The 16854-nt window shown below is 74.9% G+C and carries 16 protein-coding genes; 6 read left to right on the top strand and 10 right to left on the bottom strand.

The genetic code is table 11. The annotated features are described in order from the left end of the window. Positions 1 to 14 precede the first annotated feature (14 nt). Positions 15 to 1721 (bottom strand): sugar ABC transporter permease, encoded by a 1707-nt coding sequence (locus O7546_RS15175; protein WP_281601121.1) that lies wholly within the window; start codon positions 1719 to 1721, stop codon positions 15 to 17. 115 nt (positions 1722 to 1836) lie between these two features. On the opposite strand from O7546_RS15175, the gene O7546_RS15170 reads away from it, so the two are divergent. Then, on the top strand, positions 1837 to 2766 hold the full coding sequence (locus O7546_RS15170) for a diacylglycerol kinase family protein (protein ID WP_194799395.1): 930 nt from the start codon (positions 1837 to 1839) through the stop codon (positions 2764 to 2766). A 5-nt stretch (positions 2767 to 2771) separates the two neighbouring features. Here the strand turns inward: O7546_RS15170 and O7546_RS15165 are convergent, their stop codons facing one another. Further along, on the bottom strand, positions 2772 to 3032 hold the full coding sequence (locus O7546_RS15165) for a hypothetical protein (protein ID WP_194799396.1): 261 nt from the start codon (positions 3030 to 3032) through the stop codon (positions 2772 to 2774). 10 nt (positions 3033 to 3042) lie between these two features. Next, complete coding sequence (locus O7546_RS15160) at positions 3043 to 3441, bottom strand: DUF2267 domain-containing protein (RefSeq protein WP_135240288.1); 399 nt, start codon at positions 3439 to 3441, stop codon at positions 3043 to 3045. Between the two features lie 113 nt (positions 3442 to 3554). Here O7546_RS15160 and O7546_RS15155 point away from each other — a divergent pair, with 113 nt between their 5' ends. The 3 genes from O7546_RS15155 to O7546_RS15145 all read left to right on the top strand — a co-directional run bounded on the left by O7546_RS15155 (position 3555) and on the right by O7546_RS15145 (position 6393). Next, on the top strand, positions 3555 to 4307 hold the full coding sequence (locus O7546_RS15155) for a dienelactone hydrolase family protein (RefSeq protein WP_269697051.1): 753 nt from the start codon (positions 3555 to 3557) through the stop codon (positions 4305 to 4307). A gap of 64 nt (positions 4308 to 4371) precedes the next feature. Continuing rightward, complete coding sequence (locus tag O7546_RS15150) at positions 4372 to 5670, top strand: FUSC family protein (RefSeq protein WP_281601120.1); 1299 nt, start codon at positions 4372 to 4374, stop codon at positions 5668 to 5670. A 9-nt stretch (positions 5671 to 5679) separates the two neighbouring features. After that, positions 5680 to 6393: an RraA family protein gene (locus tag O7546_RS15145; RefSeq protein WP_281601119.1), complete on the top strand. Its 714-nt coding sequence runs from the start codon at positions 5680 to 5682 to the stop codon at positions 6391 to 6393. A 5-nt stretch (positions 6394 to 6398) separates the two neighbouring features. Here the strand turns inward: O7546_RS15145 and O7546_RS15140 are convergent, their stop codons facing one another. From O7546_RS15140 to O7546_RS15110, 7 genes are all read right to left on the bottom strand, one after another. Continuing rightward, entirely contained in the window at positions 6399 to 7025 is a 627-nt protein-coding gene (locus tag O7546_RS15140; protein WP_194799400.1) for a response regulator transcription factor, read from the bottom strand. Continuing rightward, positions 7022 to 8239, bottom strand: a complete 1218-nt coding sequence (locus tag O7546_RS15135; protein WP_269697050.1) for a histidine kinase — start codon at positions 8237 to 8239, stop codon at positions 7022 to 7024. Before O7546_RS15135 ends, O7546_RS15140 begins: the two co-directional genes overlap by 4 nt. A gap of 9 nt (positions 8240 to 8248) precedes the next feature. Continuing rightward, positions 8249 to 8701 carry an ABA4-like family protein gene (locus tag O7546_RS15130; protein WP_194799402.1) on the bottom strand — a complete coding sequence of 151 codons (453 nt, stop codon included), beginning with the start codon at positions 8699 to 8701 and terminating at the stop codon, positions 8249 to 8251. Beyond that, positions 8698 to 9630 (bottom strand): hypothetical protein, encoded by a 933-nt coding sequence (locus tag O7546_RS15125; protein WP_281601118.1) that lies wholly within the window; start codon positions 9628 to 9630, stop codon positions 8698 to 8700. The genes O7546_RS15130 and O7546_RS15125 overlap by 4 nt, the downstream gene beginning before the upstream one ends. Before the next feature lie 105 nt (positions 9631 to 9735). Then, positions 9736 to 10923, bottom strand: a complete 1188-nt coding sequence (gene dinB / locus O7546_RS15120) for a DNA polymerase IV (protein WP_194799404.1) — start codon at positions 10921 to 10923, stop codon at positions 9736 to 9738. Between the two features lie 98 nt (positions 10924 to 11021). Continuing rightward, entirely contained in the window at positions 11022 to 14207 is a 3186-nt protein-coding gene (locus tag O7546_RS15115) for a penicillin acylase family protein (RefSeq protein ID WP_194799405.1), read from the bottom strand. A gap of 258 nt (positions 14208 to 14465) precedes the next feature. After that, positions 14466 to 15599 (bottom strand): N-acetylmuramoyl-L-alanine amidase, encoded by a 1134-nt coding sequence (locus tag O7546_RS15110; protein ID WP_194799406.1) that lies wholly within the window; start codon positions 15597 to 15599, stop codon positions 14466 to 14468. 223 nt (positions 15600 to 15822) lie between these two features. On the opposite strand from O7546_RS15110, the gene O7546_RS15105 reads away from it, so the two are divergent. Together O7546_RS15105 and O7546_RS15100 are read left to right on the top strand one after the other, a co-directional pair. After that, positions 15823 to 16269, top strand: a complete 447-nt coding sequence (locus tag O7546_RS15105) for a thioredoxin family protein (RefSeq protein WP_269697047.1) — start codon at positions 15823 to 15825, stop codon at positions 16267 to 16269. 114 nt (positions 16270 to 16383) lie between these two features. Beyond that, complete coding sequence (locus O7546_RS15100) at positions 16384 to 16824, top strand: DUF4395 domain-containing protein (RefSeq protein WP_194799407.1); 441 nt, start codon at positions 16384 to 16386, stop codon at positions 16822 to 16824. Positions 16825 to 16854 lie beyond the last annotated feature (30 nt).

The raw sequence follows: 16854 nt of genomic DNA, 5'->3' as shown, positions 1-16854 counted from the left end.
AATCGGGGGTTTCCCTATGCGATGACCTTGCGAACCGGCTCGTCCGCCCCGGCGGGCGGCGCGTCCGTGCCGCTGCGCCGTCCCACCCGGATGGCGAGCCGCTCCACGTAGCCGACCAGGAGCGCGACGAACAGCACCACGAACAGGATCAGCATCGGCAGCGGCAGGATCAGGCCCAGCGGAAGCTCACCGCCGCCGCCGAAAGCACGGTTCGCGATCATCGTCACCAGCGCGGGCGCGGTGAGGCTGTCCGGGCCCCGGCCCACCAGCGTGGCCCACAGTGGCGACTGGGCGTGTGCCAGCCAGGTCGGCAACGCGGTCACGGCCAGCATCGGCAGCGCCGGCAGCAGCAGCGTACGGCCGATGCCGCCGCCGGAGCGCCACCGCTCGTGCTGGCCCCGGAACAGCAGCGTGAACGCGAACAGCGCGGGCACCGACAGCCAGGTGGGCGGCACCAGGCCGAGGAACAGGCCCAGCTGTTCGCGTTCCATCGTGCGTTCGAAATTGGCGATGGCCAGCGGGCCGGCACCGACGAACAACCACGGCGCGAACGGCACCAGCAGCAGTTCGCTCCAGCGTCCGAGCGGCCGCAGCGCGCCGATCCCGAATCCGGCCAGCGCGGCGAGCGTCACCGCGACGAGTGTGGACAGCAGCGGCGGCACCCAGGTGTTGGCGAACAGGTTCGAGGTCTCGACCCCCCGCGGCAGGGGCCCGGTGTCGGCGGAGAAGTTCCGCAGCCACGGCAGCGACGCCCAGACGGTCACGCCGACGACCACGACGAGCGCGGCGACGGTCGACCCGACGAGCAGCGGCCGGCGGCCGGTGAAGGACTCCGCCTCCCGGGCGGCCGGGCCGTCCCGCCAGCCGTCGAACTCGATGCGCAGCCGGGTGGCCAGGATGAGCGCCACCGCGGCCAGCCCGAGCAGCCCGAGCAGCACCAGCAGCAGCGTCGACGTGGCCGATCCGACGCCCAGGCGCAACGTCCGGAACGAGGTCTGCACGGCGGTGAACACCGGCGTCGCCGTGTAGTCGCCGCGCGGCCCGCCGCCGGTCAGGATGGACGGGGCGGTGTAGTTCTGCAGGCCGGCGGCGAGGACGCCCAGGCCGAGCAGCCCGCCGGCAGCCAGCATCGCGGGCGCGGGCCGCTGGTCGGGCTCGCGGCGGCGCAGGGCGCTCAGGTACAGCGTCGCGGCCACCGCGACGACCAGTCCGAACGTCACCTGGGCCAGCGCCGAGACGAGGAACGCCCGGGGGGACTGCAGATCCTGGGTGAGAGTGCCGTTCTCGATGCCCTCGGCGCGCCGGCCGAGGTACACCGCGACCGGTGCGTACGCGGCCAGCGGCAGCGCGAGCACGCCCCGGGTGACCAGGCGGGTGACCCGGCCGGCCCGGTCGGCGAGGACCGCGAGCAGCGGCGCGGCGAGCAGCGCCACCGCCAGCGGGATCAGGGCGAGCAGCACCGCGAACCCGACCTGCCCGGCGAACCCGGAGGTGAAGGCGGCCTCGTAGTTCGCCGTACCGGCCGACTCACCCGAGCGGCGCGGCCCGTCGGCCTGGAAGCTGCGGGACACAGTGGACAGCGTGGGCAGGACGTACGACCAGACCCAGACGATCACCGCCGGGACGATCAGCGCCAGCCCGACCAGGGCCCTCCCCGGACGGGTCGGCGGCGTGAGCGGGGGCACTGACGCTGTCACCTGCGGCGCGGCCGGCTGGTTCATCGGGACATCCACCCTCGAAGATCGACGATCACGGCCGTCGCGACGATAACCGATGCCGTCCACCAGCGCGCGGCGGCCGACCGGCGACCCGGCGCCGCCGGATAGGGTCGCAACCGTGCGGACCAAGCAGGAGCTGTCGACGGCGATCCGGGAACGACGGCGCGCGGCGCTGGTGGTCAACGCCCACTCCCGCCGGGGCCGGCGGCTCTACGACACCGTCCACGAACGCCTGCGGGCGGCCGGTTTCGTGCTGCTCGGCGCGTACCCGGTCGACCGGCCCGGCGAGCTGGACCGGGTGCTCGCCGAGGCCGCCGACCTGGGCCCGGACCTGCTGGTGACCGGCGGCGGTGACGGCACCGTCGGCGCGGCGGCCCGGCTGCTAGCCCACCGGGACATCGCGATGGGCCTGCTGCCGCTGGGCACCACTAACAACTTCGCCCGTACGGTCGGCGTCCCGCTCGATCTCGACGCCGCGATCGCGGTGCTCACCGGCGGCAAGGTGATCGACGTCGACCTGGGCCTGATCGGTGACACCCGGTTCACCAACCACGTCGGGATCGGGCTGTCCGCCGACATCATGCAGGCCGCTCCGCCGGGGCTGAAGCGGGTCGTCGGGCGGCTCGCGTACCCGATGACCGGGCTGGGGCTGCTGGCCCGGCACCGGCCGCTGGCCGTGACGGTCCGCGCCGAGGGCCGCGAGCACACGTTCACCACGCACCAGGTGTACGTGGCGAACGGCGGTTTCCACGCCGGCCGGCCGATCACCGCCGACGCCACCGCCGACGACCGGCTGCTGGTGGCGTACCCGGTGGGTGGGCCGACCCGGCGCGGGCTGCTGCGCGAGACGGCGCGCAACGCGGCGGCCGGCCACCGCCGCACCCTCGGCGACGAGCCGTTCCTGGCGGTCCGTCAGCTGTGGCTGGACACCGACCGGCCGGCCCGCATCGAGGTCGACGGCGAGCCGTACGGGCAGACGCCGGTCCGCATCGGCCTGGATCCGAACGCGTTGCGGCTGATGGCCCGCTCCGACAGCCCGGACCACTGAGGCGGTCAGGCCCAGTGCTCCTCGTCGGGCAGCGGGATCTCCGTGTTCTGCTCCACCGCGTCGGCGGCGGTGAGGTCGTCGCGCACCGACTCGCCCAGGCCCGCCCGGTCGCTCGGCGCGCGCAGCACACCCTGCTCGGCCAGGTCCGCCTCGCTCGCCTCGGGCACCGCCGCGTCGACCGTGTCGGGTGGGCCGACGAGCGTCTCGTCCTGCCGCTGCTCCTGCGCGTCGGCCGCGGGCGGCCGGCGCAGCGCGTCCTCGCTCATCGCGCGCCCGTCACGCCGTACGCCGCACGTACGGCGCGCTCTGGTCGGCCACCTCGCCGTACTCGGCCGGGAGCTGCGTGACGACCTGAGCGTAGGCGGCCGGATCGACGGCGTCGCGCAGCACGTCGAACACGGCGGTGATGCCGTCCCGGGCGGCGTCCACGTCGACGTCGGCGCGTCCGCTCACCCGCTCCACGAACACGTCGAGCCCGAACGGTTCGGCGTCCTCGGCCGGGCCGAACGCGTACGCCCGCAGCGCCTCCGGCAGCCGATCGGCGAGGTCACGGGCCTCCCCGCCGTCGATCCGCTCGGCCAGCGTGGTCAAGGTCGCCCGGGTGATCGCGGTGGCCTGCTCCGCGGACGCGCCGCACCGCTGGGCCACCGCGCCGATGAACTGATCCTGGTCCATCTCGCCGCCTTCCTCCGCCGGGATCGCCGGATTCCCACGCTGGACCTCCGCAAACGGCCGCCGGGCCGGGGGGTAGCCTGCAGCGCGGAACCCGCAGCGAGGAGGCCCCGACAGTGCAGCCGACGACCGTGGACGTGCCCACCCCCGACGGAACCGCTGACGCCTACCTGGCCGTGCCGGAGGCCGGCGGGCCCTTCCCGGCCGTCCTGCTGTTCATGGACGCGTTCGGGCTGCGGCCCCGGGTCGCGGAGATGGCCGCCACGATCGCCGAGCGCGGGTACGTGGTGCTCGCCCCCAACCTGTTCCACCGCGCCGGCCGGGCCCCGCTGATCGACCTCGGCGCGCTCGCCGACGACAGCCGCCGCGGCGCCCTGTTCGAGAGCATCGGGCCGATGATGGCCGCGTTGACGCCGGACGCGGTGGCCCGCGACACCGCTGCCTACCTGGACTTCCTGGCCGCCCGGCCGGACGTCGCGCCGGGACCGGCGGTGATCACCGGCTACTGCATGGGCGGCACGAACGCGCTGCGCGCGATCGAGGCGCTGCCGGACCGGATCGCCGCGGTAGCAGCGTTCCACGCCGGCCGGGTGGTCACCGACGCCCCGGACAGCCCGCACCTGGCGCTCGGCGCGGTGACCGGTGAGCTCTACTTCGGGCACGCCGACGCCGACCCGTCGATGACCGCCGAGCAGATCGCCACGCTGGAGAAGACGCTCGACGCGGCCGGGGTGACGTACCGCTCCGAGGTGTACGCCGGTGCCCGCCACGGCTACACCCAGTCGGACACCCCGATGTACGACGAGCAGGCCACGAAGCGGCACTGGACGGCGCTGTTCGACCTGCTCGACCGCACGTTCCGCAGCTGACCCGCACAAGGCGCGCGGGAGCACGGCGGACGATTCACCGGCCCGGAGGCGGGTAACCGCCGTCATGGCCGACCGCCGCGCCGACACCGTCCGCTCGCCCCTGGACCGGGCGGTCGAGCGGGGCGGTCTCGCGCTGTCCCGGGCCCGGGCCGAGAGTGGCGCGGCCGGCCGCAACCGGCTGCGCCAGTTGGAGATCACCGTGGTGATCTCCGTGCAGGCCGGGCTGGCCGCGGCGCTCGCCGCGCTGCTCGCCGACGAGCTGCTCGGCTCCGGCGCGCACGTCTTCGCCCCCGCGGCCGCGGTCGGCACCATCGCCACCGCCATCGGCCAGCGTGCCCGGCGCACGTTCGAGCTGCTCATCGGCGTCGGCCTCGGCATCCTGGTCGGTGACCTGCTGCGCGCGCTGCTGGGCAGCGGATCCTGGCAGACCGGCCTGGTGGTCACGCTGGCCATCGCCACCGCGCTGCTGGTGGCCGGGCGCGGCGGCGCGCTCGTCGGCCAGGCCGGCGGTACGGCGGTGCTGATCGCCACGCTCGCGCCGGTGCAGCCCGGCCTGGAGCTGCCCCGTATCTTCGACGCGCTGGTCGGCGGCCTGGTCGGCCTGTTCGTGGTGGCGCTGCTGCTGCCGGTCAACCCGATCCGGGTGCTGGACCGGGCGGTGGAACCGGTGGTCGCCCGGCTCACCGAGCGGCTCGACGCCGTCGCCCACGCGCTGACCCGCCGCGACGCCGACGCGGCCCAGCGCGCCCTGGAGGACCTGCGCGGGATCGAACCGGACATCGGGCGGCTCAACGACGCGCTCAGCGGGGCCGAGGAGGTGGTCACCATCGCGCCGGCCCGCTGGCACCGCCGCGCCCAGTTCCACAGGTACGCCGAAGCGACCCGGCACCTCGAACGCCTGGTGCTGTACGCCCGCTCGATCGCCCGCCGCTCCGCCACCGCGCTGCAGTATGACGAGCCGGTTCCGCCCGCGCTGCCCGACGCGGTGGCCCGCCTCGGCCAGGCGGTACGGGAGATGAAGCGGGCCTGCAAGTCCGGTGCGAACCTGGAACGCACCCGGGAACTGGTCCGGTCCGGCGCCGAGCTGGCCGGGCGAGCCTGGTCGCAGGGCGTTCGCGCGTTCGGCGAGGCGATGATCAGCGACCTGCGGACCGCGCAGAGCGAGCTGCTGCGGGCCACCGGCTGCCGGCCCGAGGACGCAAACGGCAGTGTGCGCCGGGCCGCCGGCGCGGGGGAGTCGGAGGCGCGCCCGCCGGCCCGCGCCCGGATGAGCCGGCCGGTCCCGCGCCGGTCCGGCGTCCGGCACCGGCCGAAGGCCACCGGGCGTCAACTGGCACCTGCCCGGGCCGGTCCGGCTGGCTAGCGTCGGCGTATGGACATCCGTCACGACGCGCCGGCCGCGCGCTTCGCCGCGCTGAGCACCGCCCACGTCGCCGACGCCTGCCTGCGCGCCGGTGTCCCCGTCCGCTGCGCCCCGGCCGCCGTCGTCCCGGTGCTGCCCGGGCGGCGCCTGGCCGGCCGGGTGCGCCCGGCCCGGCACGTCGGCAGCGTGGACGTCTTCCTGGAGGCGATCGAGCAGGCCGCCGAGGGGGACGTGCTCGTCGTCGACGACGGCGGGCGCACCGATCGGGCCTGCGTCGGCGACCTGGTGGTGCTGGAGGCGCGGGCCGCCGGCCTGGCCGGGCTGGTGGTGTGGGGCGCGCACCGGGACACCGCGGACCTGGTCGCGGTCGGGCTGCCGGTGTTCAGCCTCGGCGCCACCCCGAGCGGGCCGTTGGAGCTGGACCCGCGCCCGGACGGGGCGCTGGCGCACGCCCGGGTCGGGCCGTTCACCGTCGGCCCGGGGGATCTGGCGCTGGCCGACGACGACGGTGTGCTGTTCGTACCCGCCGACCGGGCCGGGGAGCTGTTCGACCTGGCCGAGTCCATCCGGGACACCGAGCGGCGGCAGGCGGACCGGATCCGGGCCGGCGAGTCGCTGCGGTCGCAGGTCGGCTTCGCCGCCTACCTGGCGGCCCGGGAGGCGGATCCGGCGCTGACGTTCCGGGCGCACCTGCGGGCGGTGGGCGGCGCGATCGAGGAGTGACCCGGTCAGCCGCCGCGCGCCCACAGCGCCAGGCGTACCCGGTTGGCGCTGCCGGTCTTGGTCATCAGGCTGGTGATGTGCGTCTTCACTGTGGTCACCCCGATGTGCAGCCGTTCGGCGATCTCGGTGTTCGACAGGCCGTCGGCGACCAGGTCCAGCACGTCCCGCTCGCGGGCGGTCAGGTCGGCCGTCCGCCGGGGCGCGCCGGCGCGGGCGTGCACCGCGCGGTCGACCAGCCGGCGCAGCACGTCCGGGCTGAACGGGCTGTCGCCGGCGGCGGCGCGGCGGACGCCGTCGAGCAGGTCGGCCGGGGGCGCGTCCTTGAGCAGGAACCCGCAGGCGCCGGCGGTCAGCGCGGGATAGAGGTGGTCGTCGTCGCCGAACGTGGTGAGCACCATGATCCGGGTGACGGGCCGGTCGGCGAGGATCCGGCTGGTCGCGGTGATCCCGTCGACGCCGGGCATCCGCAGGTCCATCACCACCACGTCGGGGCGTAGCCGGGCGGCCAGGGCGACCGCGTCCCGGCCGTTGTCGGCCTCACCGACCACCTCGAGGTCGGGCTGGGCGTCGCAGAGCATCCGCAGGCCGGCCCGGATGAGGTGCTGGTCGTCGACCAGCAGCACCCGGATCACGCCGGCTCCGGCGTGCCCGCGCGGGGCCGGGGCGCCTGGCGGGCGGGCCCGGCCGCCGGCAGCACGGTACGGACCCGCCAGCCGGACCCGGTGGGCCCGGCCTCCAGCCGCCCGCCGAGCACCTCGACCCGTTCCCGCATGCCGACGATGCCGTGGCCGCCGCCTGCGGGCACCCCGGCCGGCGCGGCGCCCCGGCCGTCGTCGGTGACCGCCCAGTGCACCGCGTCGTCCTCGACCGACACGCTCAGGTGTGCGCGGGCCGCCGCGCCGGCGTGCTTCGCCACGTTCGTCAACGCCTCCTGGGTCAGTCGCAGCACCGCCTGGCCGCGTACCGCGTCGAGGGTGCCGACGGCCGGGTCGATGTCGGCCTCGACGACGACGCCGGCCTGCCGGGCCCGGTCGACCGCCGCGCCGAGCGCGGCTGGCAGCGCCGACGGCTCGATCGCGGTCAGCGCGGCGTCGCCGCGGACGCCGTCCGGGTCGCGCAGCACCGCCACCAGCCGCCGCAGGTCGGTCAGCGCGGCCGTGCCGGTGGCGTGCACGTCGTCGAACACCTCGCCGACCCGGGGATCCAGGTCGGGCAGGACGTGCCGGGCCACCCCGACCCGCAGCACCATCGACGCGACGTGGTGCGCGAGCACGTCGTGCAGCTCGCGGGCGATGGCGCCGCGCTCGTCGGCGCGGGCCGCCCGGCTCTCCGACTCGCGCCGGCGCCGCTCCGCCTCGGCCCGCTCCTCGGCCTGCCGCCCGAGTTCCCGGGTGGTCCGCACGACCAGTCCGAGCAGCAGCGGCAGGCCGACGGTGACGGCCAGCCCGAACAGGCCGGTGAACGCCGCGCGGACCGGTAGCCCGATCAGGTCGGTAAGGTCGACGGCGGCGAGCAGCCCGGCGCCGAGCCAGATCGTGCGTGGCCGGGTGGCCCGCATGGTCAGCTCCAGCAGCGCCCAGCTCGCACCGACCTGGTTGATCACCACGTCGTCGACCAGCACGAGCGCGGCGACCAGCAGCGCCGACTGGAGCAGCAGGTTGAGCAGCGGCCGGCGGTGGCACAGCAGGGCCAGCAGGAACGCCGGGACCGCCAGCGCCCACTGCGTACCGGTGGCGGCCGAGTTCCCGTGCGGACCGAAGACCAGGTAGCCGATGCCGCTGAGATCCAGCAGCAGGACACGCGCGAACGTGTCCCGCGCGTCGAACAACCGACCGGCCCAGCTCACCGCGTCAGCCTAGGCAACCGGTGCGGCCGCAGCCACCGCGTTCGCCGGCCGCCGCCACGCGGAGCGCAGTCCGAGGTGGACGGCCAGCCCGATCGGGCCGAGCAGGACGGTGAGCAGCAGCACCGGGGCGGTGAGCAGGGCCGGCAGCCCTCGCTCCCGCGCGTCCTGCCAGATCCACCTGCCGACGAACAGGTCGAAGGCGATCATGTGGGCCCAGGCTGCCGCCGCGCCGTCGGCGGTGCCGAGCAGGTCCCGCAGGCCGTCGAGCGTGGGCGCGGTCACCACCGGCAGCACCGTGCCGAGCGCGGGGAGCACCAGGGCCGCGTAGACGAGCAGCACCGGCGCCACGATCAGCGGCGAGCCGACGATCCGGCCGGTCCAGGACCAGCGCGGCACCAGGATCATCAGCGCCCAGAACGGGGCCGCGAGCGCGAACGTCAGACTGAACAGCGCGGTGCTCATCCGACCAGCACCACCTCGGTACGGCGGGCCCGGCGGGCCAGCACCAGCGCGGTGGCCGCCGCCGTGGCCACGACCAGCGCGGCCGCCGCGGCGAGCGTGAGCCCGTCCGGCGCGAGCAGCGGCTGCCCGCGCAGGGCCTGGGCGGTCACCAGCAGCGTCAGTGCCGCGTACGCGGCCCCGCCGACGAGCACCAGCCGGGCCCGGGTCAGCTCGTCCAGCCGCCTGCCGAGGAACCGGTCGAGCAGGATCGCCAGCAGCGGCAGCGCCTGCAACGCGTGCATGCCGACGAAGTGCCCGACGCGCAGGTCGCCGCCGGTGGTGCTCCAGCCGACCAGCGGTAGCCCCGGGCCGCCGTCCGGTACACCGACGCTGTGCGCTCCGCTGATCCCGGCGGGCGCGCCGGCCGGCTGCTGCGCCACCATCGGGAACGCGACGAGCATGCCGAGCAGGGACACGGCGAGGCCGAGCCGGACCGCGTAGCCGCCGGCCCGGTCGGCGAGGGACCGGCGGGACAGCACGACCGCCAGCACGAGCTGGGCGGCGAACAGGACGGTGATCGCTGCGCCCATGACGCTGAACAGCGCCGCGTCCAGCGTGGTGGTTTCGTTGTAGTGACTGGTGGTGCCCCGGAGCACCTGACCCACGATGACGACCATCTCCACCACGGACATGGCCACGATCACGGTGGCGGCCCGCTCGGCCGCCCGGCTGCGGCGGGGCAGCAGGGACAGCATCCAGGCCAGCGTGACGCCGTAGAGGACGAACGAGATCGCGAACTTCAGCGGCTTGAGCCAGATCGGCGCGCCGGTCAACACGCGCGGGTCGGCCACGACGCCGACCGCGGCGACGACGGTGAGCACCGCCATCGCGGACACGAGGAGCATCAGGGGGCGGTGCCATCCGGCCGCCCGGTTCCGTACGGTAGTCATGCCTCTAGATGCTCGTGACGGACCGGGCCGATCGCGCCCGCCCGCAGGCCGCGTTCGCGGCCACGGGTCGGAGGGCGTCTCCTACCCGGGGAGGAGGCCGGACGGTCAGTCCGGCAGCCGGGGCATCTCGACGCCCGGGTCGCGGCCGAGCAGCACCCCGCGGGTCAGCGCCCGCGAGCCGAAGCGGTCCCGCACCGCGTCGACGGCGGCGTCCAGCGCCGGGCCGGGTTCGGCGGTGAACGGCAGGGTGAGCTGCGTGTGCCCGGCACCGAGGTTGCCCACCGAGACGCCGAGCAGCGTGACGCCCCGCTCCGCGATCTGCGGCAGCGCGGCGCGCAGCAGGTCACGGGCGGCGGCCCGCAGCGGCCCGGTCTGCGCGGTCGGCTCGTCGAGCGTGTGCGACCGGGTGGCGCGGGTGTAGTCGGCGAAGCGCAGCCGCAGCGTCACCGTGCGGCCGGTGCGGCGGGCGGCGCGCATCCGGCCGGTGACCCGGTCGACCAGCCCGGCCAGCACCGCGTCCAGGTCGGCGGGGGAGTGCGGGCCGCGTCCCAGCGCGTGCTGCGCGCCCATCGAGGAGCGGCGGCGGCCCACCTGAACCGCCCGTGGGTCGCGGTTGTGGGCCAGCGCGTGCAGGTGCCGGCCGGCGCCCGCGCCGAGCAGCGACACCAGCGCCGGCTCGTCCAGCCGGGCCACCTGCCCGACGGTACGGATGCCGCGGTCGCGCAGCCGCGCGGCGGTGACCGGGCCGACGCCCCACAGCCGTTCGACAGGCAGCGGGTGCAGGAACGCCAGTTCCCGGTCCGGCTCCACGACCAGCAGCCCGTCCGGCTTCGCCACGCCGCTTGCGACCTTCGCCAGGAACTTCGTCCGGGCCACGCCGACGGTGATCGGCAGGCCGACCTCTCGGCGTACCCGCTCCCGCAGCGTGGCCGCGACGGCGGCCGGCGTTCCGGCGAGCCGCCGCAGCCCACCCACGTCGAGGAACGCCTCGTCGATGCTGAGCCCTTCGACGAGCGGGGTGGTGTGCCGGAAGATCTCGAACACCGCCCGGCTGGCGGCCGTGTACGCGGCCATCCGGGGCGGCACCACGACGGCGTCCGGGCAGAGCCGCCGCGCCTGCCGGCCGCCCATCGCGCTGCGCACGCCCCGGGCCTTGGCCTCGTAGCTGCACGCGAGCACCACGCCGCCGCCGACGATCACCGGCCGGCCGCGCAGCCGGGGGTCGTCGCGCTGCTCGACCGAGGCGTAGAACGCGTCCAGGTCGGCGTGCAGGATGGTGGCCTCGCTCGACACCCCGCCATACTCGCACACATGTTCGAATGAGCGCGGCTGACCTGCCTGGATACACGCGACCGGCCGACGGGAGCACCCGCCGGCCGGTCGCGTGCGCCTCACCGTCCGTAGACCTCGAACTCGTAGAGCGAGAAGCCGTACGAGGTGGCCCGGGTGACGCCGTACATCCGCACGTATCGTGCGCTGACCGGGGCGAACGTCACGTTGTCGACGCCGCCGTTGCCGGTGGTGGTGCTGAACACCGGCTGCCAGGAGTTGCCGTCGGCGGAGACCTCGATCCGGTAGCCGGTGGCGTACGCGGCCTCCCACCGCAGCACCGCCCGGCTGATCGTCCGGGCCGAGCCGAGGTCCACCCGCAGCCACTGGTTGTCGTTGTAGCTGCTGGCCCACCGGGTGCCGAGGCTGCCGTCGACCGCCTTCGCCGGGGTGTTGCTGGTCAGGAACTGCGTGCTGGACGCGGTGGCGGTACGGCCCTGCGCCAGGTTGGTCACCGCGTCGCCCCGGCGCGCCGGGAACGAGACGACCTGCTGGTATGTGGGCCGGTTCTGCCAGGCGATCAGCGGGTGGGTGATGCCGCCGAGCCCGGACTGGGCGATCGAGTCGGCGCACCACTGGTCGCCGGCACCGCACGACGAGTCGCCCGGGTAGACGGTGGTCGCCGGCGCCGCCGCGGCCTGGCCGAGCGTGTCGAGCAGCGCCTGCCGGCACGCGCCCAGGTTGCCGTTGCCGCAGTACGTGCGCCCGAGGCCGCCGGCCACCGGGTCGCCGAGCACGGCCCGCAGGTCCTTGTCGACGTAACCCCACCAGCCGTACTGGAACGCCGAGCCCTTGTGCGCCTGGCCCTGCGCCGCCCAGCTCACGGTGCCGTCGCGGGCGCCGTTCTGGCCGCCCGAGGGCGCCTCGTTGACCTGGAGGGCGCCGACGAGCGCGCCGTACAGGTCGGGGCCGAGGCCGGGGCGGAACTGCGCCGCGGCGAGCAGCGGCCACCAGGCGTCGAAGATCCGGATCGCCTCGGCGTGCTGGTAGACCTTCGACCCGGGTGACGTCTCCACCCGCCGCGACCCGGCCTGCTGCCAGGCCCGCAGCTTTGTCACCGCGGCGGCCAGTGTCGGGTCGGTGACCGGCGTGCTGTCGAGCACCCGTAGCAGTTCGCCGAGCACCTGCTGGCCGCGCAGGTCGGTCACCGCCGCCTCGGCGGTGATCCGCACGATGTCGGCGCGGCCTACCTTGCGCTGGGCGATGGCCGCCTTCACCGGACCGTCGAGCAGCTGACCCCGGTGCACCGCGCCGTAGCTGAAGTTGCCGTCGGCCGCGCCGAAGTCACGCGCCTGCTTGTTGTTCCAGCTGACGTAGTAGTCCTGGTTGACCGACTGCGGGTGGGCCGACGCCGGGGCGTACGTGGCGTCGTTGGTGTCCGGGTTCCAGCCGGCCCACTCGTACGCCGGCTCCGCCTTCATCGGCAGGTTCGGGTCGGAGGTGGAGGAGCGCACCGGGTTCGAGCCGGAGTTGTAGTACGCCGCCTCGGTCGAGTTGACGTAGAACCAGTTGAACGCGTACCCGACGCTGGCCGCGGACGCCTGGAACGCCGCCGCGCTGCCCATCGCCGCCGGGTCGTTGTACGCCTGGAAGCCGATCGCCGAGTCGGCCTCGTGCCGGTAGGTGGAGCGCAGCTTGGTGAACGCGGTGGGCTGCCCGTTCACCAGGCCCCGGTAGGACACCAGTCCGTACTTGGTGCGCAGCGCGCGCAGCGTGTACGCGCCGGCCGGGGTGGAGTCGGCGAGCGTCGGAGACCAGGAGTTGCGCTTCTCCAGCACCTCCATCGCGACGCACTGGCCGCGGAAGAGGTAGCGGTTGGAGCGCAGCGTCGGCGCGCTGCCGTCGGTGGTGCACAGCGGCACCGCGTACGTGTCGGTCAGGTCCTGCGAGGCGGAGGTGGCGCTCCACGCGTAGTCCTGGCCGCGGCCGAGCAGCACGTAGAGGTTCAGCCCGGCGAACGCCGCGCCGCGGGCGCTGATCCCCGGCCCCTGGAGTTCCTGGAGCATGAGCAGCTGCGGAGCGAAGTAGCCGGTCTGCGGGCCGAACACGGCCACCGGGTTGCCGGTGGTGGTGTGCCGGCCGGAGACCACCACGGCGTTGGACATGCCGTGCGCCCGCAGGTTGGACAGGCCGCCGACCAGGTCCTTGGTGGCGGCGCTGGTGCCGGTGCGGGCGGCGGCCCCGCCGGTGGCGTCGTACGCGAGCGGCTCGGCGACCACGGTGCCGGCGTCGGGCAGCACCGCGCTGGTGGCACCGGGCGGTGTCGCGCCGTACGGGAAGCTCTGCCCGTCGTGCAGCGTCAGCACGGTCTCCGGGTCGTTCTGGGAGCGGAACGCCGCCCAGACCCGGTCGCCCTCGGTCGGGCCGTACTTGGCCCGGGCGGCCACCCGCACCAGCGCGGACTGCACCTCGCTGCCGCCGCCCCCGCCGAACAGCCCGCCGATGACACCGGCGGTGGCGATCAGGTCGGTCATGGTGAAGTGCTTCGGCTTCCCGGCGCCGGTGAGCACGTACTCGCCGGGGTAGTTGTCGTCGGCGATCGACTTGTCGATGTAGGCGTTGATGCCGGCGATGTAGTCGACGACGTCGGTGTAGAGCTGCTGGCCCCGGGTGCCCTTGAGGCGCAGCGCGTCCACCTGGGCCTGGAGGTCCGCCTCGGTGTAGGGCGAGTTGGCCCAGACGCTCTGCTCCAGCTCGCGGTTGCCCGGCGCGCCGCCGGCGAACGAGCTGACGTTGCCGCGGCCGACGTGCCGCAGCAGGTCCATCACCCAGAGCCGGTCCTGGGCTCCGGCGTACCCGGCGCCGAACATGGTGCCGGAGCGGGTGGTGCCGGTGACGTGCGGGACGCCGGTGGCCTTGTCCCGCACGATGGTGACGTCCGAACGCGGCGAGATCCTGCTCTCGACCTGCGCATCGGGGACGCCGAACGAGGCGTCGTTGTAGAAGTGGGCGATCTGCTCGTCGGTCAACCCGGCGTAGTTGTAGACCAGGTTGGCGTACTCGTCGAGCTGGTCGCTTGAGTGCGCGGGGCGGGTGCCGAGCGCCTGGTGGGCCAGGATGCCGGCCAGCGTGGCGTTGCCGTTCTGCCCGGGGGGCAGGATGTCGGCGCACTGACCGAGGCAGTAGTCGTCGGGGGTGAACGTGGTGGCGGCGAGCGCCGGTGACGGCGGGATGACCGTCAGGACGCTCGCGGTGAGGGCGGCGGCGGTGAGCGCCGCGAGGCGGGCACGGATGGCGGGTAATGGCATGGCGATCCTCCGGGGACGCGGAGTAGGGCCGTTCGGTACGCCCGGCTGACGGCGTCTCGGCCTCCGTGCCCGGGCGTTCTGCCCGGAGGTGAGAATGACTCATATCTATCTGCGGGCAATGATCGGCGCACCACAGCCGTCCGGGATAGCCGTCGTTCACCAGTCGTCAATGCCGACGTTTCGCCGCGATCCGTCCCGCAACGACGCGGTGGGGGTGGCGCCGTTGCCACCCCCACCGCTCTCCCCGCCGGTGCGCCGTCAGTGCTTGTGGAACGACTGGCGCACCACACCCCCCACCAGCGCGCACCAGGTAGTGGTGCTGATCTTGCCGTTGGGCGGTAGTCCGTGCAGGCGCTGGAGGTCCTTCACCGCCGTGCGGGTCGCGTGGTCGTACTCGCCGGTCGGGGTGACCTCGGCGTAGCCCTTGGAGGCGAGCATGGACTGCGCGGCCACCACCGGGACGCCCGACGACTTCTGGTCCAGCTCCGGGGCCAGGGTCTCCCAGGTCGGCGCCGTGAGCGTGGCGTCGACGTCGACCGGGATGCCGTTGCGCGCCTGCCAGTCCTGCACCGCGGCGACCGTGGCCGCGTCGAACACGCCGTTCACCGGCACGGCGTAGCCGCGGAACGTGAGCAGGTACTGCGCGACCTGGACCACCGGGCCGCCGACGAAACGCCAGATGTCCGGCCAGCGACGGGCCGGCACGTCGCCCAGCTTCGTGCCCAGCTTCTGGAAGACCGCGCGGCGCAGCGCCGGGAACTCCCGGTAGAACATCGCGCCGGGGCAGAGCGTGGCGCGGAAGTCCCAGTGACCGAAGATGTCGTGCGCGTGCAGCCCGTACTGCCGGCAGATCGCGGTGCACAGCCGGGCGAGGGAGTCGAGCAGCTCCTCCGGCGGCGTCTCGGTGACGTAGGTGCCCTCGTTCTCGATGCCGATGGCCCGCCCGTTCTCGCCCGGGCAGTGCGCGGCGATCATCTGCCGGTCGCCGGCCCGCAGCCGGTCCAGGCTGCCGTGGCGTCCCTCCAGGACGTGACCGCCGCGGCTCACCGTGAAGTGCTGCCCGGTGTCGGACCAGCCGTTGCCGTCCATGTGCAGGTCCTGGCAGTCGCGGGCGAGCTGCTTGGCGTGCTCCTCGGAGTAGTCCGTGACGTTCGGGAACGCCATGTGGTGCACGATGATCTTGTTGGTCGGGATCGCGCTCACCGACAGCGGGTCGGCCGGCGGGCGGGCGGCCCACTCGTCACAGCTGATGATCCAGTCGAGGTCCGCGCCCGGCGCGGCCTGCGCGGCGGCCGGCCGGGCGAGCTCACTGCCGACGACCGCGACCGCTGCGGCGCCGAGGCCGGCCCGCAGCAGCGTACGGCGGTCCAGCTCGGGGTGGTCGAAGTGCATCTCGCCTCCTCGATGGCCCGGCCGGCGCCGGGCGATGTAAAGGAACTGCAACGACTGCGCGCGTGGTGGAGAATATTGCCAAGCTCGCGCGGCGCGCCAGAGGACAAAAGCGACGTTCGCCGGCCGGTGAGCCGGTTGCTCCTACCGCCGGAGTAGGCGATCTCACGTCCGCTGACCGGGACGGACCATCGTCTTCCGCGACCCGCCGTGGCAGCCTGGGCCGGTGCAGTCGCCCAGCCCGACCGGGATCCTCGTGCTCGTCGCGGTGCTCGCGGCCGCCACCGCGTTCGGCTGGTGGCGCCGCCGCCACGACGGGCGGCTGCGCGCCGTCCGGAAGCGCCCATCGGCCGCCGACGCGCCGCACCTCGCCACCCTCACCGCCCTCGGGGTACGCCCCGGCGAGGTCACGCTGGTGCAGTTCTCCGCACCGGTCTGCGCGCCCTGCCGGGCCGCCCGCCGGGTGCTCGCCGAGGTCGCCGCCCGCCTCGACGGGGTCGCGGTGCGGGAGGTGGGCGTGGACGAACACCTCGACGCGGCCCGGGAACTGGACGTGTGGCGTACCCCGACGGTGCTGGTGGTGGACGCCGCCGGTCGCGTGGTGCGCCGGGCCGCCGGCGTGCCCGACCGCGACGACCTGATCGCCGCGCTCACGGCCGGGGCGGCGCGATGACCGGCGTACGGCTGACCCGCCGCCGGGTGGTGGACCACGGCCGGCTCGCCACGAGCCTCTGTGCGGCGGCGCATCCCGCCTGACCGACCCGCCCCGCACGAACGGACCCATCCCATGCTGCTCGACCCCCGGGGACCGCGCTTCGCCGCCGTCCTCACCACAGTCGTCCTCGCGATCGTCCTCGTCACCGGCTCCGGGCTGCTCCTGCTCGCCCAGGCCCTGGTGTTCGCGCTCACCGCCGTCAACCCGCGCGTCGGCCCGTACGGCCTGCTGTTCCGCGCCCTGGTGGCGCCCCGGCTGGACCCGCCGGCGGAGCTGGAGCCGGTCGCGCCGGTTCGCTTCGCCCAGGTCGTCGGCCTGGCCTTCAGTGTCGTCGGCGCGGCCGGCTGGTTCGCCGGGCTGCCCGCGCTCGGCCTGGCCGCCACCGGCGCGGCGCTGGCCGCCGCGTTCCTCAACGCCGCGTTCGGGCTCTGCCTCGGCTGCGAGGCGTACCTGACGATCCGGCGGCTGGCCGGGCGCCCGCTCGCCGCCCGGGTGGCGGTGCCCCCGCGCTGAGGTTCCGCCCGTACGCTGGCCCCGGGCGGA

Origin of the sequence: Micromonospora sp. WMMA1976 (assembly GCF_027497335.1) — a bacterium.
Lineage (GTDB): Bacteria > Actinomycetota > Actinomycetes > Mycobacteriales > Micromonosporaceae > Micromonospora > Micromonospora aurantiaca.
The sequence above is the reverse complement of the archived record's forward strand: the minus strand, read 5'-3'. Positions and strand labels throughout refer to the sequence as shown.

Excerpts from the sequence above, each read along its gene's own strand:
- O7546_RS15150 (WP_281601120.1), top strand. The coding sequence starts at position 4,372 with ATGGCCGACCGCCGCGCCGACACCGTCCGCTCGCCCCTGGACCGGGCG.
- O7546_RS15130 (WP_194799402.1), bottom strand. The coding sequence starts at position 8,701 with ATGAGCACCGCGCTGTTCAGTCTGACGTTCGCGCTCGCGGCCCCGTTC.
- O7546_RS15165 (WP_194799396.1), bottom strand. The coding sequence starts at position 3,032 with ATGAGCGAGGACGCGCTGCGCCGGCCGCCCGCGGCCGACGCGCAGGAG.
- O7546_RS15125 (WP_281601118.1), bottom strand. The coding sequence starts at position 9,630 with ATGACTACCGTACGGAACCGGGCGGCCGGATGGCACCGCCCCCTGATG.
- O7546_RS15115 (WP_194799405.1), bottom strand. The coding sequence starts at position 14,207 with ATGCCATTACCCGCCATCCGTGCCCGCCTCGCGGCGCTCACCGCCGCC.
- O7546_RS15110 (WP_194799406.1), bottom strand. The coding sequence starts at position 15,599 with ATGCACTTCGACCACCCCGAGCTGGACCGCCGTACGCTGCTGCGGGCC.
- O7546_RS15145 (WP_281601119.1), top strand. The coding sequence starts at position 5,680 with ATGGACATCCGTCACGACGCGCCGGCCGCGCGCTTCGCCGCGCTGAGC.
- O7546_RS15160 (WP_135240288.1), bottom strand. The coding sequence starts at position 3,441 with ATGGACCAGGATCAGTTCATCGGCGCGGTGGCCCAGCGGTGCGGCGCG.
- O7546_RS15100 (WP_194799407.1), top strand. The coding sequence starts at position 16,384 with ATGCTGCTCGACCCCCGGGGACCGCGCTTCGCCGCCGTCCTCACCACA.
- O7546_RS15175 (WP_281601121.1), bottom strand. The coding sequence starts at position 1,721 with ATGAACCAGCCGGCCGCGCCGCAGGTGACAGCGTCAGTGCCCCCGCTC.